Annotated in this window: 14 protein-coding genes and 1 pseudogene; 8 read left to right on the top strand and 7 right to left on the bottom strand. The window is 69.8% G+C overall.

The genetic code is table 11. From position 1 onward, the window contains the following. Together E1298_RS10325 and E1298_RS10330 are read left to right on the top strand one after the other, a co-directional pair. Positions 1–500 (top strand): annotated as a pseudogene (locus tag E1298_RS10325) (AAA family ATPase); the annotation flags it as partial. A 37-nt stretch (positions 501–537) separates the two neighbouring features. Beyond that, positions 538–1,113 (top strand): hypothetical protein, encoded by a 576-nt coding sequence (locus E1298_RS10330; protein ID WP_131891731.1) that lies wholly within the window; start codon positions 538–540, stop codon positions 1,111–1,113. Here E1298_RS10330 and E1298_RS10335 read toward each other — a convergent pair. The 6 genes from E1298_RS10335 to E1298_RS10360 form a co-directional block, all read right to left on the bottom strand. Beyond that, positions 1,091–1,765 (bottom strand): hypothetical protein, encoded by a 675-nt coding sequence (locus tag E1298_RS10335; protein ID WP_131891734.1) that lies wholly within the window; start codon positions 1,763–1,765, stop codon positions 1,091–1,093. The two genes, E1298_RS10330 and E1298_RS10335, sit on opposite strands and share 23 nt — an antisense overlap. Next, the gene (locus E1298_RS10340) at positions 1,765–2,457 is read right to left on the bottom strand and encodes a Crp/Fnr family transcriptional regulator (protein ID WP_207944547.1); all 693 of its coding nucleotides are present in this window, start codon (positions 2,455–2,457) and stop codon (positions 1,765–1,767) included. The genes E1298_RS10335 and E1298_RS10340 overlap by 1 nt, the downstream gene beginning before the upstream one ends. A gap of 173 nt (positions 2,458–2,630) precedes the next feature. Next, entirely contained in the window at positions 2,631–6,197 is a 3,567-nt protein-coding gene (locus E1298_RS10345) for a WD40 repeat domain-containing serine/threonine-protein kinase (RefSeq protein ID WP_131891740.1), read from the bottom strand. 144 nt (positions 6,198–6,341) lie between these two features. After that, positions 6,342–6,548, bottom strand: a complete 207-nt coding sequence (locus E1298_RS10350) for a DUF397 domain-containing protein (RefSeq protein WP_131891743.1) — start codon at positions 6,546–6,548, stop codon at positions 6,342–6,344. A 101-nt stretch (positions 6,549–6,649) separates the two neighbouring features. Then, positions 6,650–6,856: a DUF397 domain-containing protein gene (locus E1298_RS10355; RefSeq protein WP_131891746.1), complete on the bottom strand. Its 207-nt coding sequence runs from the start codon at positions 6,854–6,856 to the stop codon at positions 6,650–6,652. Then, on the bottom strand, positions 6,853–7,656 hold the full coding sequence (locus E1298_RS10360) for a helix-turn-helix domain-containing protein (RefSeq protein WP_131891748.1): 804 nt from the start codon (positions 7,654–7,656) through the stop codon (positions 6,853–6,855). The genes E1298_RS10355 and E1298_RS10360 overlap by 4 nt, the downstream gene beginning before the upstream one ends. 135 nt (positions 7,657–7,791) lie before the next feature. Here E1298_RS10360 and E1298_RS10365 point away from each other — a divergent pair, with 135 nt between their 5' ends. The 6 genes from E1298_RS10365 to E1298_RS10390 all read left to right on the top strand — a co-directional run bounded on the left by E1298_RS10365 (position 7,792) and on the right by E1298_RS10390 (position 12,299). Beyond that, positions 7,792–8,121, top strand: a complete 330-nt coding sequence (locus E1298_RS10365; protein WP_131891750.1) for a hypothetical protein — start codon at positions 7,792–7,794, stop codon at positions 8,119–8,121. A 61-nt stretch (positions 8,122–8,182) separates the two neighbouring features. Further along, the gene (locus tag E1298_RS10370) at positions 8,183–8,503 is read left to right on the top strand and encodes a hypothetical protein (RefSeq protein WP_131891753.1); all 321 of its coding nucleotides are present in this window, start codon (positions 8,183–8,185) and stop codon (positions 8,501–8,503) included. A 224-nt stretch (positions 8,504–8,727) separates the two neighbouring features. Further along, the gene (gene hisS, locus E1298_RS10375) at positions 8,728–10,044 is read left to right on the top strand and encodes a histidine--tRNA ligase (protein WP_131891756.1); all 1,317 of its coding nucleotides are present in this window, start codon (positions 8,728–8,730) and stop codon (positions 10,042–10,044) included. Positions 10,045–10,080: 36 nt separating this feature from the next. After that, positions 10,081–10,692, top strand: coding sequence for a hypothetical protein (locus E1298_RS10380; protein WP_131891758.1), 612 nt, complete (start codon positions 10,081–10,083; stop codon positions 10,690–10,692). A 52-nt stretch (positions 10,693–10,744) separates the two neighbouring features. Further along, the gene (locus E1298_RS10385; RefSeq protein ID WP_131891760.1) at positions 10,745–11,653 is read left to right on the top strand and encodes an LLM class flavin-dependent oxidoreductase; all 909 of its coding nucleotides are present in this window, start codon (positions 10,745–10,747) and stop codon (positions 11,651–11,653) included. A gap of 220 nt (positions 11,654–11,873) precedes the next feature. Next, complete coding sequence (locus E1298_RS10390; RefSeq protein ID WP_131891762.1) at positions 11,874–12,299, top strand: hypothetical protein; 426 nt, start codon at positions 11,874–11,876, stop codon at positions 12,297–12,299. Between the two features lie 50 nt (positions 12,300–12,349). On the opposite strand, the gene E1298_RS10395 is transcribed toward E1298_RS10390, so the two are convergent. Further along, positions 12,350–13,318: an alpha/beta fold hydrolase gene (locus E1298_RS10395; protein ID WP_131891764.1), complete on the bottom strand. Its 969-nt coding sequence runs from the start codon at positions 13,316–13,318 to the stop codon at positions 12,350–12,352. Between the last annotated feature and the right edge of the window lie 167 nt (positions 13,319–13,485).

Raw genomic sequence — 13,485 nt, forward strand, 5'->3', positions numbered from 1 at the left:
ACATCTCCAAGGGTCAGGGGATGGGGTTCCAGCGCCAAAACGACGAGCAGGGCTCCTACGACCGGATGAAGTCCAAGGTGGCCGAGGAGCTCAAGCAGCACTTCCGGCCCGAGTTCCTCAACCGGGTGGATGACACGGTGGTGTTCCACCAGCTGACGCCCAAGGAGATCATCCAGATCGTGGATCTGATGGTCGCCAAGGTCGATGAGCGGCTCAAGGACCGCGACATGGGGTTGGAGTTGCGGCAGGACGCCAAGGACCTGCTGGCCGAGCGGGGCTATGACCCGGTGCTGGGCGCCCGGCCGCTGCGGCGCACCATCCAGCGCGAGATCGAGGACAACCTGTCGGAGAAGATCCTCTACAGCGAACTCAAATCCGGCCAGATCGTCATCGTCGGAGTCGAGGGCACCGGCGAAGACGCCAAGTTCACCTTCAAGGGCGTCCCCAAACCCACCGGCGTCCCCGACATCCCTCCAGCGGCCGGAATCACGTCCGCCTGAGCGTGCCGCCGGAATCACGCTCCTGGAGGGGATTTCGATGAGCACGCAGCAGGCTTTCTGGCTCGACACCCGGCGGGACAGGGAACTGGGCCAGGGCGGCGGCGGACGCTACGCGGAGCGGGTGGCGGCCAACATCGGCGAGTTCGAGGAGACGTGGGGCGACATCGCGCCGGTCACCTTCGCCTGCGCCGCCTGGCGCGTGGCCACGCCGCCGGTCACCTCGCCGGGCTTCGTGCGCTGGCACCGCCGCGTCCTGTCCGCGACCTGCGTCCGCAACACCTGGGACGGCTCGCTGGTCGCGAAGGTGACGCTCGTGTCGCCGCTGCCGGAGGCCCTCACGGCGACCCGCGCGTGGTGGCGCGATCGCGGATGGCAGGGCTGGCCGGAGATCTTCGGCCAGTTCGTCGAACCGGCGGAACAGGATCTGGCCAAGGTGCCGCACGCCCGCGCGACCCTGCTCGTCGACGCCCCGCTGCCGATGGACGGGCTTCCGAGCGCCCCGGACGGCCCGGACGATCACCCGCAGGAGGCCGCGCACCGGGCGCTGACCGTCATGGTCGGCGGCCTGAACGAACTGCTGTCGCCCGTCCTCACCCAACTGGAAGGCGGCTGAGCCGTTGCGGCGACTGCGCCGGGCCGACGTGTGCGGGGAAGTCGATGAGGTTGTCGGGGATCTCCGCCGCGGACTCGGTGTCCGCGCAGGCGAAGCCCCGGTACCTGATGCCCTTGACGAGGATGCCGACGGACTGGAAGCCGGACGGGTCGAGCGCGCAGAAGCCGGTGCTCACCACGTCGTTGTAGAGGGAGTCGGAGACGATCAGGGCCAGGTGCCGGTCCTGGCGCTCGCTCAGCAGGCGGCGCAGCGGCGCGGCGTCCAGCAGGCGGCTCACGACGATCGGCGCGTCGCCCGCCGGGCCGAACGGCCCCGGCGTCAGCGTGCCGTGGTGGAAGGCCAGCCGGATCCGCAGCCGCTCCTCGTCGGGCCTGCCCCGGTTGAGGTCCGCCAGCGCGGCGGCCAGTTCGGCGGGCAGGGCGCCCACGGCCTTCGGGATCTCCACGTCCTGGGGGAGGACGGCCAGTTCCCCGTCGCCCCGGGGCTGCCGCTGCCAGCCGTCGCGGTCCAGGCCCGTCCGGGCGGCCGCCTGGTCGAGCACGCGGCGCAGATCGCTCTGCACCATGAGCTGGCGCCGGGCGCTCCGTCCGCTGTAGCGCTCGATGTCGACCGCCATGAGCAGCCGGTACTGGAGCCGGGTCTGCGTCGTCATCACGCCTCGTCGGCCAGCTCGGCCCGCGCCCGCAGGGCGTCCAGATCGCGGATCGAGGTGTGCCGGTAGCCGGTCGCGATCAGCCCCTGGGACTTGAACTTGCGCAGCTCCTTGCCCACGGTGTCGGCGTCGGCCCCGGCCAGCGCGCCCAGCTCGTCCTGGGTCAGCTCCACGTCGAAGACGATGCCCTCCGGGCCCGGGTGGCCGTAGGCCCCGGTCAGCTCGACCAGGATCCGGGCGAGCCGCACCCTGGTGGGGTAGCCGTAGAAGTCGGCGCGCCTCCGGTTCGCCCAGCGGAGCCGCTGCCCGATCATGCTCGACACCTTGATGCTCAACTCCGGCGACCCGCCCATCAGCCCCAGGAAGTCCGTCCGCGGGATGATCCGCACCACCACCTCGCCGCAGGCGGTCACGGTGGCCGAACGCGGGGAGCCGTCCAGCGCCGCCATCTCGCCCACCGCGTCGCCGGCCACCCGGATGCCGAGCAGCGCGACGCGGCCGTTGCCCAGGTTGGAGGTGACCTTCGCGAACCCGCTGAGCATCACGACGACGTGCGTCGAACGCTCCTGCTCGCGCAGCAGCACCTCGCCGTGCGCGTACGAGCGGCGGGTTCCCATCCGTGTCAGGCGGGCGCGGGCCCCGGCCGACAGGTCGGCCAGGAGCGTGCCGCGTGGCCAATGCGGTTCGGGCACCGGACTCGCCTGCGGCGAGATCGCCCTATCTATCATGGCTGCCTCCGAGGTACCGGCCGTTCCCATCAGGCCGTCACACGTCCAGCATGGCCTTCGGGGCTGGACGCGAATACGGCCATCACCGGAATGCCACCGATTCCCGCCCAGCGAACGCCCCGCGTCCCCCTGCCGGTTCAGTGGGACGGGCAGGTCCGGCGGTAGTCGAGCCCGGACAGGTTGGCCTTCCATTCCGCCCGGGTCAGGCCGCCGCTGGACTGGCACAGCGCGGCGCTGGTCAGCCCGGCACCGATGGCGTGGGTGAGGACCGTTCCGCTTTCGCTGACACTGGTGAGGGTCCTGCCGTCCGAGGAGAAGGCGAGGGCCCAGACCTCCGTCTGGTGGCCGCTCAGGGCCAGCGCGTAGGCACGGCCGGACTTGACCTCCCACAGCCGGATCTGGCCGGTTTCGTCGCCCGTGGCCAGCAGCGTTCCGTCCGGAGAGAACGCCGCCGCCTTGACGCGGCCCTTGTGCCCGCGCAGGACGAGCCCCTTGGAACGCAGCGTCGTCCCGTCCGTCAGGAGGACCTTCTCGGCTCCGTCGCTGCTCGCGACGGTGCGCCCGTCCCGGCTGAGCGCGAGGACGCTGCGGAGCGCCATGTCACCGCTCTTGGCGAGCACCCGCCCGGACGGGTACTCGATCAGCCCGCTCCCGCCGTCCGCCAGCACGGCCTTCCCATCGGATCGGAAGAGGATGCGCTTGACGAGGGTGTCGGCGGCGGACGGCATCGCGCGGATCTGCCGGAACGTCTTCAGGTCCCAGAACTGCATCTCGGACCCGGTCCCGCGCCTCACAAGAAGGGCCATGCCGAGGCCATCGGGGGACAGCGCCATGGCGAAGATCCGGTCGCCGGCCCCGGGCAGCGCGACCTCGCCGAGCGCGGTGAACTTCCTGGCGTCGGTGATGGTGACCGCGCGGGCGTTCTTGTAGATCGCGAACCTTCCGCCGTCCTCGCTGAAGACCATCCCGTTGTCGTTGCCCGAGTAGCCGTAGTCGTCGGAGAGAGAGAAACCCCGGTTGACGGCCCGCTGCCGCCGCACGTCCCAGAACGGGATCTGGCGTCCGCCGCGGTAGGCCACCGTCGAGCCGTCCGCGGACAGCGCCGCCTCCTGAAACAGGCCGTTCCCCTGGACGACATGGGACCTCAGAAAGCTGCTGACGTCGAGCGACAGCACCTGGCCGGTGGCGGGCTCGATGCAGCGCAGCGTCCTGTTCTCGACGAAGCGGACCAGCGCGCAGCCGTCCCCCGGCGCGTATCGGAGGACGGGCGGCACGGGGAGGCTCAGGGAGCTTCGCGGGAGCCGCCACATGGTCCGCCCCTGCGCCAGGAAGCGGCCGTCCTGGTTGAACGCCAGCGCCGAGTACGAGGTCGCGGGCGTCAGCTTCGTCAGCGGCGTGTCCGTCCGTACCTGCCAGACCAGGACCTCGGCCTTGCCCCGGTTCGGCGCGTGCGCCACCGCGAGCAGCGAGCCGTCCGGGCTCAGCCGCGCCGCGCCGACGTACCGTCCCCTGAGCGCCCTGACCAGGCGGGGCACCGGGATCGGCTTCCTGGCCGCCGGCTGGTCGATGTGCACGTTGCCCTGCGGCGTGACGCCCGCGATCACCTGGCCGTCGTCGCTGGCCGACATGATGTCGACCCCGCGCCTCTCGCGTGCCCAGCTCAGCGGGACCTGCTTGAGAGAGCGCATGTCCCAGACGGTGCGGGCCTCGCGGGTGTCCGCGAACAGGAGGTTCCCGGACGCGCCCAGGTCGATTCCGTCGAAGACCTTCGGGTCGGTCCCCCGCTTTCCGATGGGCAGCCGTCCGCGCTCCTTCCCGGTGGCGGTGTCCCAGACGCGGGCCGTGCCGTCGCCCGCCCACGTGACCAGGGTGCGCGCGTCGTCGGTGATGGCGATGTCGTCGATCCGCAGGCCGCGGATGGTGAACGCGTGGAGCTTGGTGTGCGTGTCGACGTCCCAGACACTGACCGCGCCTCCGGCGGCCTCGTTCCCGGGGACGGGATCGACGACAACAAGGACGCGCCCGTTCCGCGACGGGCTCCGCAGGGGGGAGCCGCTCACCCCCGGCGGTGCGAAGACGTCGCTCTCCCACTGGTAGAGCAGCGCCACCAGCGTCTCCCGCGTCTCCTTGGTGTCGGCCAGGGCGGCGGCGGCCACCGCGAGCCGCCGCGCCGTCCTCGGGTCGTTCTTGCGCGTGGCCAGTGCCACGCCCGCCAGCCGCCGCGCCTCCGCCTCGTCACGCTGGCGCGCCACGGTCTGCCCGCGCTGGAAGACCAGAGCGCCCGCGCCGACCGCCACGACCAGCAGCACGGCCAGGACACCGGACACGGCGGTGCGCACGGTGGACCGGCGCCTCGACGCGGCCCGTCCGGCGTCCAGGAACCGCTGCTCCGCGGTGCTGACCGTGAGTCGCCGCCGTCCGCTGACCGCCCAGCTCAGCGCCCGGTCCAGCCGCGTCCCCTGGAACAGGTCGCCCGGCTTGCGGCCGTGCGCGTCCCACAGCCGGATGGCGGCGACCAGCTCCTGGTGCACGGCCAGACCGGAACGTTCCGCCTCCACCCAGTCGCGCAGCCGTGGCCAGGCCCGCAGCAGCGCGGGCGTCGCGATCGTGAAGTGCCGCCCGTCCCAGACCAGCAGCCCCGCCTCCGCGAACGGCACGAGCACGGCCTCGATCGTCTCGCCGGGCGTGTGCTCGTCGTCGAACTCTTCCCGCGCCGCCGGACGGACCAGGTCGTCCCCCGCCGACACCATGCGCAACAGCACCTGCGGCACCGCCTGCTGCGCCGCCGGGCTCAGCCGCTGGAACACCGCCTCGGCGCGCTCGCCCAGCGTCGGCGCCGCGGCCACGGCCTTCGGCGTGCGGACCGCGCCCGCCGCCTGCACCCCCTGCTCCAGCAGGTCCGCGTCCGGCCCGCCGCCGAGCAGGTCCAGCAGCACCTGCGACGCGCTGGGCCGCCGCTCGGGCTCCTTGGCCAGCGCCGCCCCGACGATCGGACGCAGCCGCTCGGGCAACACCGACACGTCCGGCTCGGTGTTCAGCACCGCGTGCATCAGCCTGGGCAGGGGATCACCGTCGAACGGCGCGCGCCCGGCCGCCGCGAACAGCACGGTCGCCCCCCACGCCCAGACGTCGACCGCCGGGCCGGGACTCTGCCCCCGGAAGACCTCGGGCGCCATGTACCGGGGCGTCCCCTTGATGCCGGTGACGCTCTGGGACATGTCCTCGGTCCGGGCGATCCCGAAGTCGATCACACGCGGGCCGTCCGGCCCCAGGAGCACGTTGGCCGGTTTCAGGTCGCGGTGCACGACCCCGGCCCGGTGGATGGTGGTCAGCGCCGTCGCGATCCCGACCGCCAGCCGGTACAGCTCGTCCGGCCCGTACGCCCCGCCCTCCTCGACCGCCTCCATCAGGTTCGGACCCGCCACGTACTCGCTGACGATGAACGGAGGCGCCGACTCCAGATCGACCGCCAGCACCCGCGCCGTACAGAACTGCGAAACGCGCCGCACCGCGTCGACCTCTCGGACGAACAGCTCCCGGTGCATGGCGGAGTAGTCACCGTGCAACGCCTTGACCGCGACGCGCACGCCGTCCGGCCCGTACCCCTCGTAGACCACCCCCTGCCCACCCGAACCGAGCTTTCCGGCGAGCCAGTAGTCCCCGAGCCGCGTGGGCTCGCCAGGTGCCAATGGAACAGGAGCCACGTGGGCCTCTCCTCGTTGTATTCAAGGTTGATCGCCCGGATACGATGCCGCACTCTAGCCACGAGTTCATGTGGCGTACGCAACAGCCCCCGAACACACGGCGGCCCCGGCGAAGATTCCACCGGGGCCGCCACGAGGATCGAGCTACAGGTCCATGTCTCCAGACTTCACCCGCGCCACCAGCACGGCGAACGCGGCGCGGTCAACGGCCAGGTGCCCGGCTTGCGAATTCTTGCTGTCCCGGATGCCCACGAGCGCGGCTGCCTCCGCAACCTCCACGCACTGCCCAGAGCTGCCACCGCTGCGGCTGCTCTTGCGCCACTTGGCGAACGATGTGTCGGTCCTCTTCACAATTCCTCCAGGTGGTGAATCCGCACCGCAAGAGTATGAACTGACCCCGGATGCATGGCGGCCCCGGTGAAGGTTCCACCGGGGCCGCTACGAGGGTTTGGCTACAGGTTCAGGTCTCCTGACTTCACCTGCGACACCAGCGCGGCGAACGCGGCGCGGTCGACGGTCAGGTGCCCGGCCTGCGGGTTCTTGCTGTCGCGGATGCCCACGAGTGCAGATGCCTGCGCAACCTCCACGCACTGCCCGCTCTCTCCGCCGCTGTAGCTGCTCTTGCGCCACTGGGTGAACGATGTGTTGGTCCTCTTCACAATTCCTCCAACGCTTTGCGGATAGCCGCTACGGAGTCCTCGGCGGTCAGTGCCTTGGATCTGATCAGCTCGAACAGTATGCCAAGTTCGGCAACGTACTCATCATCGTCGATTAGCTGCCCCCGGCCGCCCGCCATCTCGACGTAGCTCACGTCCGGCTCACCCGGCGATGACAGCAGAGTGAACGAACCTTCCGGGCACAGCTCGGCGCTCTCGGGCACGATGTGGATGTAGGCGTGGGGCAGTTCGGCCAGCGTGAGCAGGTGTTCGAGCTGAACCCGCATGACCTCGGGCCCGCCGAACGGACGGCGGAGTATCGAGGCGTCCAGAAGGATAATGATCGCTGGCGGGTCCTCCTGACCCAGGACCTCCTGTCGTTCGAGCCGAGTGTTCACGAGCCGTTCCAGCTTGGTCGGTTGCTCGCCCGCTGCCAGAACCGCACGGGCGTAGTCCGCTGTCTGGAACAGTCCATGAATGACGAAGTTCTGATACGAGCGGATCATGCCTGCTGCGGCCTCCGCGTCAGCGAATTCGGGAAACCCGGCGGGTAGACCCGTCTCTTCCAGGATGCGGGGGTAGAGCGGCGCGAAGAACTGGTCCAGGCCGAATACCCGGTCGAGAGCCTGGAGGTTCTTGAGCGTGGCGCGACGAATTCGGGTCTCGATGCCACTGATCAGGCTGCCCGAGACGTGGATCTTGGCCCCGAGCGCGGGCTGCGACCAACCCCGTTCCTCCCGGAGCCGCTTGAGGTGGTACGCGAGGTAAGCACGGGCCGATTCTGAAGGGTCGATCGGTGCCATGGGGGGCCTCCTGACACCTACACGCGACGCCGTGTAGGCATCTCGTCACTTGTGGTGATGTTCCTATGGCGACTGTAGCCACAGACACAGAGAGTTGGAGGCCAGACAGCCAAACCAGACACGGAGATCGAGACCATGTCTTTCGACACCCGGCGACGGTACTCAACCGCCAGTACGCACGACGCGCCCCCGCCTGCCAGCGGCCCCTACGCTGCAGAGGAAGAGCTACTCGGAGGGATCGCGGCGGAGCTGGAGGCGATGGGCGAGCGCGCCACGATCCGCCGGACGCGCGGCGGGCAGCCGTTCCTGTGTGCCGCCGGGGCAGTGTCGCGGCTCAACGAGGAGATCACCACCGCCCGCAAGGGCGATCGAGTGTGCGCGCTGTGGACGTGGGGCGATGAACTGCCCGACGACCTCCACGAGGCCGCCGCCGCCATCCGCCGCGTCATCAACCCGGAGCTATGAAATGCCGGGCAGGCACGTGGGTCGTTCCGGCGGGTACCTGACGGCTCCACCACCGCCTGAAGTGCAGCGGGCCGATCTCGCGGCCAGGGTGCCGCAGCGCGAGCGGGTGACGTACCTGTCCCACTTGCAGGCCCGGTTCGCCGGGGACGTCAGGACCACCACAGGCTTCGGGGTCATCAACCAAGAACTCGTGCTGAACGTGATACCCGTCCTTCAGAAGGGCACGCGGGGGCCGCTTCCCAAGGCGCGGGTCGTCGGGTGCTGCTACGACCGCCGGTCCGGCGGGTGGTGGTTCTACTGGCTCGCCACGGGCAGACGCATCGCTCCGGCGAACGAGCTGGACGCGGCGGCGCGGATCGTCCTGAAGGCGGGGCCCGCCTGAGTTCCCCGCCGTAGACGGCGCGGCCGATGGGCGTTCGGCCGGGGAAGGGCCGTCCGGCGGGTGAGGGGCCTGGGACCGCGCGACGTGGAGGGGACGCGGCCCCAGGCCCCATTTCAGCCGGGCGGGGGCGGCTTGCCCCCGCCCGGCCCGGACTCCCGGTGCCGGGGAGGGCACTCCATTAGTTTGGAGGCTTCCATAGGCACGTTCGGGCAGAAGGGTTCTCCATGGCATCGCAGCAGTTCGAGCCGCCGTCGGGTACGCGGGACTTTCTCGCGGCCGACCTGCGTCAGCGCGAGCGGGTCTTCCAGGCGGCGCGGCGGGTGTTCGAGCGATACGGCTTCGAGCCCTTGCAGACCCCGGCCTTCGAGCGTCTGGAGACCTTGACCGGCAAGTACGGGGACGAGGGCGACAAGCTCATCTTCAAGATCCTCAAGCGGGGGGCACACGAGGCCAGCGGCGAGGCGGACATGGCCTTGCGCTACGACCTGACCGTGCCGCTGGCGCGGGTGGTCGCGGCATATGGGAGCCAACTCCCCACCCCGTACAAGCGGTACGCGATCGGGCCTGTGTGGCGAGCCGACCGTCCCGGCAAGGGCCGGTTCCGCGAGTTCACCCAGTGCGACGTCGACGTGGTGGGCTCCTCGTCGCCTCTGGTGGAGGCCGAGGTGGTGTGCGCGGGTGCCGATGCCCTGGTCGCGATGGGGGTCGAGGACTTCACGATCCTGATCAACAGCCGCAAGGCGCTGACCGGGCTCATGCAGGTGTACGGCGTCCCCGCGGATCGGGCGGCGGGCGCTTTGATCACGCTGGACAAGCTGGACAAACAGCGGCCGGCGGACGTGGCAGCCGAGCTGGTGGAGGCGCGCGGCCTGGACCAGGGCACCGCTGAGAAGCTGGTGAGCGACGTGACCGCCGACGACGCCACTGACCGGATGCGGGCGGCGCTCAAGGACAGCCCGGAGGGCGCCGAGGGGCTGGCCGAGGTGGACCGGCTGCTGGAGTTGGCGGGGCCGTACGTGGGCGAGGGCCGTATCCGGTTCGCGCCGAACCTGGTGCGGGGCCTGGACTACTACACGGGCGCGATCTGGGAAGTGGTCGCCCCGGGGCTCCCCGGCTCGATCGCCAGCGGCGGGCGGTACGACCACCTGATTCAGGCGATGGGCGGCCCGGACGTGACCGCGTGCGGGTTCTCGATCGGGGTGGAGCGGATCATTGGGGCGCTGGGGGCCGCCGGTGATCAGACCGACCATATCGACGTTGCGGTCACGGTGATGGACGAGGCGTACGTCACAGACGCGCTCGGGTTCGCGCAGGAGCTTCGCCGAGCGGGGTGGGCGGCGGAAGTCTTCCTCGGCGCCAGCCGGAAGTTGGGCAAGCAGCTCAAGTGGGCAGCCGACCGCCGTGCCCGCTATGCGCTGCTCCAGGGGGCCAGTGAGCACGCCGCGGAAGCGGTCACGGTCCGGGACATGGAGACCGGCGACCAGGAGCGGGTTTCGGTCGGCGGCCTCTTCACGGCCCTGGATTCCAAACTCAGGATGTAGGTGCACCCAGCACCTAACACATACCGGAGGTGGATCATGGGCGTTCAAGCCGAGCGGGTCTTCGCCGCCGTTGCCGAGCGGGGGTTTCCCGACCCCTGGGCGGCGTTCGGCGAGCATCTGTCATGGGAAGCCGCGTTCGCCGTCCAGCTCAAGGACCGGATCGACGCGGCCCGTAAGGGGCCGAACGGTCCGGCGGCCGACGAGGCTCTGGAGCTGTTCGCTCGCAAGGCGGCCAACCTGGAGGCGGCCGGGCGGCTGCTGGCCAAGGTCACCGAGGAGTACGACGCCACGGGTACGTGGGCCATCCTGGACGAGCGGGCGGCCCGGCTGGACGTGGCCGACATGACCGAGCGGTGGGCCAGGGGCCTGGTGCACCATCCGTTCCCGATCGCGCTGCGGTCCCTGGAGTTCAACTGGGGCTACATGAAGGAACACGGGGTGCGGGCGTTCTACGAGATGACCGCCCGCTACGTCGCCGATCTTGCTGAGAACACCGCGCGGTGGCGGGCGGCGTTCGTCGTCGAGCGTGAGAGCGGCGTTGTCGACCGCATCACCACCATGGAAGCCGATCTCGCCAGCGAGGAAGCCCCGATGCACTGTGACATATGCAAGAAGACGATTGCGGGGCTGCTTTACCTGGATGGCTGAGTTGTGCGGGGGCGGTCGTTGTGGGTTGTCGGGGCGCTATTAGGATTTGGAGATGCGATTCGCCATCTCCATCCCGCAGGACGTGACCGACCGTGAATTCGACCCTGCCGGGTTCCGCGCCTTCATGGAGCGGGCCGAGGCGTTCGGGTTCGACAGTGCCTGGACGCAGGAACAGGTACTGGGCCCGGCGTCCCGGCTGAGCCCGATCGAGGCCATGACCTATGCGGCCGCGTGCACCGAGCGGATCCGGCTGGGGTGCGCGGTGTTCGTCAGCCCGCTGCACAGTCCCGTCCACCTGGCCAGGAGCCTGACCACGCTGGACCAGCTCAGCCGGGGTCGTGTCGAAGTGGGCGTCGGCATCGGCGGACGAGGCCGGATGCTCGGGGCGTTCGGGGTGGATCCGGACAGCCTGACCGCCCGGTTCACCGAGGGGCTGGATCTGATGAAGGCGTGCTGGACGCAGCCGCGCATCAGCTTCGACGGGCGCTTCTGGCAACTCGACGACGCCTCCATGGAGCCCAAACCGTTTCAGAAGCCGCATCCACCGATCTGGTTCGGCGGCTCCCATCCGGCGGCGTTGCGGCGTGCCGTCCGGTACGGGGACGGGTTCTTCGGCGCCGGGTCGGCGACGACCGCGCAATTCGCCGAGCAGGCGCGCATTGTGCGTGAGGAACTCGCAACGGAAGGACGGGATGCCGGTTTCCGGATCGCCAAACGCGTCTATATCGCGGTGGGCGACGACGCCGCGCGGACCCGGGAGCGGGGGGCCGCCGCTCTGGAGCGGCTCTACGGGCGGGGGGATCTGACTCCCGTCGGCGTTTACGGCCCTCCGGACGCGTGCGCGGAGGGACTGCGCGAGGTGGTGGACGCGGGAGCCGAACTGGTCTTGCTCACCCCGCTCTTCGACGACGCGGAGCAGTTGGAGCGGCTCGCCACTGAGGTCGTGCCACGACTGATTTGAGATGCGCCGAACTGCTTCCGTCTCAGATGTTCAGGGGATTCTCTCTTGACGCTCCGGTCTCTTTGAGAGAGGGATCAGTGTTGTCCACGATGGCCATCGGGGTTGTCGATCAATACCGTGACGTTCGTCTTGTCCACTCTCGTCAGGGAAGGTCGGCTTGAACCCCCATCACTCATCACGCAGAACGGCCAGGGGATTGGCGGTCGCGGGAACCGCGGGCGTGCTCCTGGTGGCAATGGTGCCGGCGAACGCCTCCGCCGAGGACACCGCGGTTCTCAGGCCGCGGCAGGTGGCCACCGCACCGCCCGCCGACGGCCAGGCGGCGGCGCGGGCTCGCTGGTTCACCCTCTGGGCCGGTCAGAAGAGGGTGAACCGCCTGTCTGGATGGACGACGCCGAGCCGCAAGTCCAAGCGTCGTGTTCTGCAGGCCATCGTCAAATGTTCCAGCGGCAGCACCGTGGGCACGTGGCTGTACCACAAGGTGGGCGGTAACTGGAGGCTGAAGAAGGTGAACGGGCCCCGGGCCTGCAACGGCCGCCCGATCTACACTCGCATCTCTGATGCGAAGGTCGGCCGCAGTTACCGCCTCTTCATCGGCGTCAAGCGCACGCAGACGGTCAAGGCGGGGTTGCAGAACTACGGCTGAACCCCAAGAAGGGCCTCGGAGCATTCCCGCTCCGAGGCCCTTCCCGGCGGCTACCGCGAGTGCTTGCGCAGGAACTTGCGCAGTGCGGGGTTGTAGACGTCGGAACGTTCCCAATGCGGTTGGTGGCCGCATTCATTGGCGACCAGCAGTTCGACGTTGCGGAAGTGGCGGCCCATGATCCGCTGCACCGACGGCGGGCTGTAGAGGTCGCCGTCGCCCCACAGCAGCAGGGTGGGCACCCGCAGCCGCTCGACGTCCGTCCAGGTGGGGCTGTTGACGTTCGGCTGGTTGACCTCGGTGTGCAGGGCCCTGTGGTGGATTTCGAGCCATTCCCCGACGCCCTTGGGGTTGATCGCCCGGTAGGACGGTCCGAGCTCGATGAAGTCCGGGGGCATCTCGTTGAAGCCGGCGGGCCGCAGCCGGGCGAGCATGTCGCGGTAGTCCTGGTTCTTCACGCCCGTCAGGCTGCCGCTGATCACCAGGCCGTGCAGCCGGTCCGGATGGGACAGCGCGTAGTCGAGCGCCAGGCCCCCGCCAGCGGCGACGCCGATCGCGTGGAAGCGGTCGATGCCGAGGTGCTCGATGAGGGCGTGCAGGTCCCCGGTGCCGGTTCCCGGCGCGTCCGCGGGCCCCGCGTCGGACTTGTAGTGGCCGCGCCGGGAATAGGCGATCACGCGGTAGCCGGCCTTGGCGAAGTAGGGCTGCTGGTACGGCCAGCTCTCCGCGCTGCCCGTGTAGGGGTGCAGGAAGATGATCGGGGTCCCGCGGCCTCCGGTGTCCCAGTACCACAGACGCGCGCCGGGCACCGGCACGTATCCCTGCGTGGCACGGACCTGCTCGGGGATCGGGATGGGCGTCAGCGGAGAGTCGGGACGGGGGATGGCGGCGGCCACGGCGGTTCCGGCGCCGGCGGCGAGCACCGCGCCGCCCGCCGCGAGCGCCGTGGCACCTCCCAGCAGTCCCCGGCGGCCGATGATCGGAGTCTTCTCTGTCGGCGTGGTGGAGTCCTTCGACGTCACTCAAGACCTCCCAGATCTTGGCGATGGTGACCCGGGCGGGGGGCCGCACACTCAGCAGGAATATAGCCGACTGTTGATAACATCAACACCCTTGGGTGAGGTTGTGTTTGTGTGCTACTGGGGAGGGTGGTGCGATTGAGGTTTCCTGATTGGGGCTGTTGATAAAC

Origin of the sequence: Actinomadura rubrisoli, from assembly GCF_004349215.1 — a bacterium.
GTDB classification, from domain to species: domain Bacteria; phylum Actinomycetota; class Actinomycetes; order Streptosporangiales; family Streptosporangiaceae; genus Spirillospora; species Spirillospora rubrisoli.

What these genes read in the sequence shown, in the direction of transcription:
- E1298_RS10365 (WP_131891750.1), top strand. Translation starts at nt 7,792, where the DNA reads ATGTCTTTCGACACCCGGCGACGGTACTCAACCGCCAGTACGCACGAC.
- hisS (WP_131891756.1), top strand. Translation starts at nt 8,728, where the DNA reads ATGGCATCGCAGCAGTTCGAGCCGCCGTCGGGTACGCGGGACTTTCTC.
- E1298_RS10385 (WP_131891760.1), top strand. Translation starts at nt 10,745, where the DNA reads ATGCGATTCGCCATCTCCATCCCGCAGGACGTGACCGACCGTGAATTC.
- E1298_RS10360 (WP_131891748.1), bottom strand. Translation starts at nt 7,656, where the DNA reads ATGGCACCGATCGACCCTTCAGAATCGGCCCGTGCTTACCTCGCGTAC.
- E1298_RS10330 (WP_131891731.1), top strand. Translation starts at nt 538, where the DNA reads ATGAGCACGCAGCAGGCTTTCTGGCTCGACACCCGGCGGGACAGGGAA.
- E1298_RS10380 (WP_131891758.1), top strand. Translation starts at nt 10,081, where the DNA reads ATGGGCGTTCAAGCCGAGCGGGTCTTCGCCGCCGTTGCCGAGCGGGGG.
- E1298_RS10335 (WP_131891734.1), bottom strand. Translation starts at nt 1,765, where the DNA reads ATGACGACGCAGACCCGGCTCCAGTACCGGCTGCTCATGGCGGTCGAC.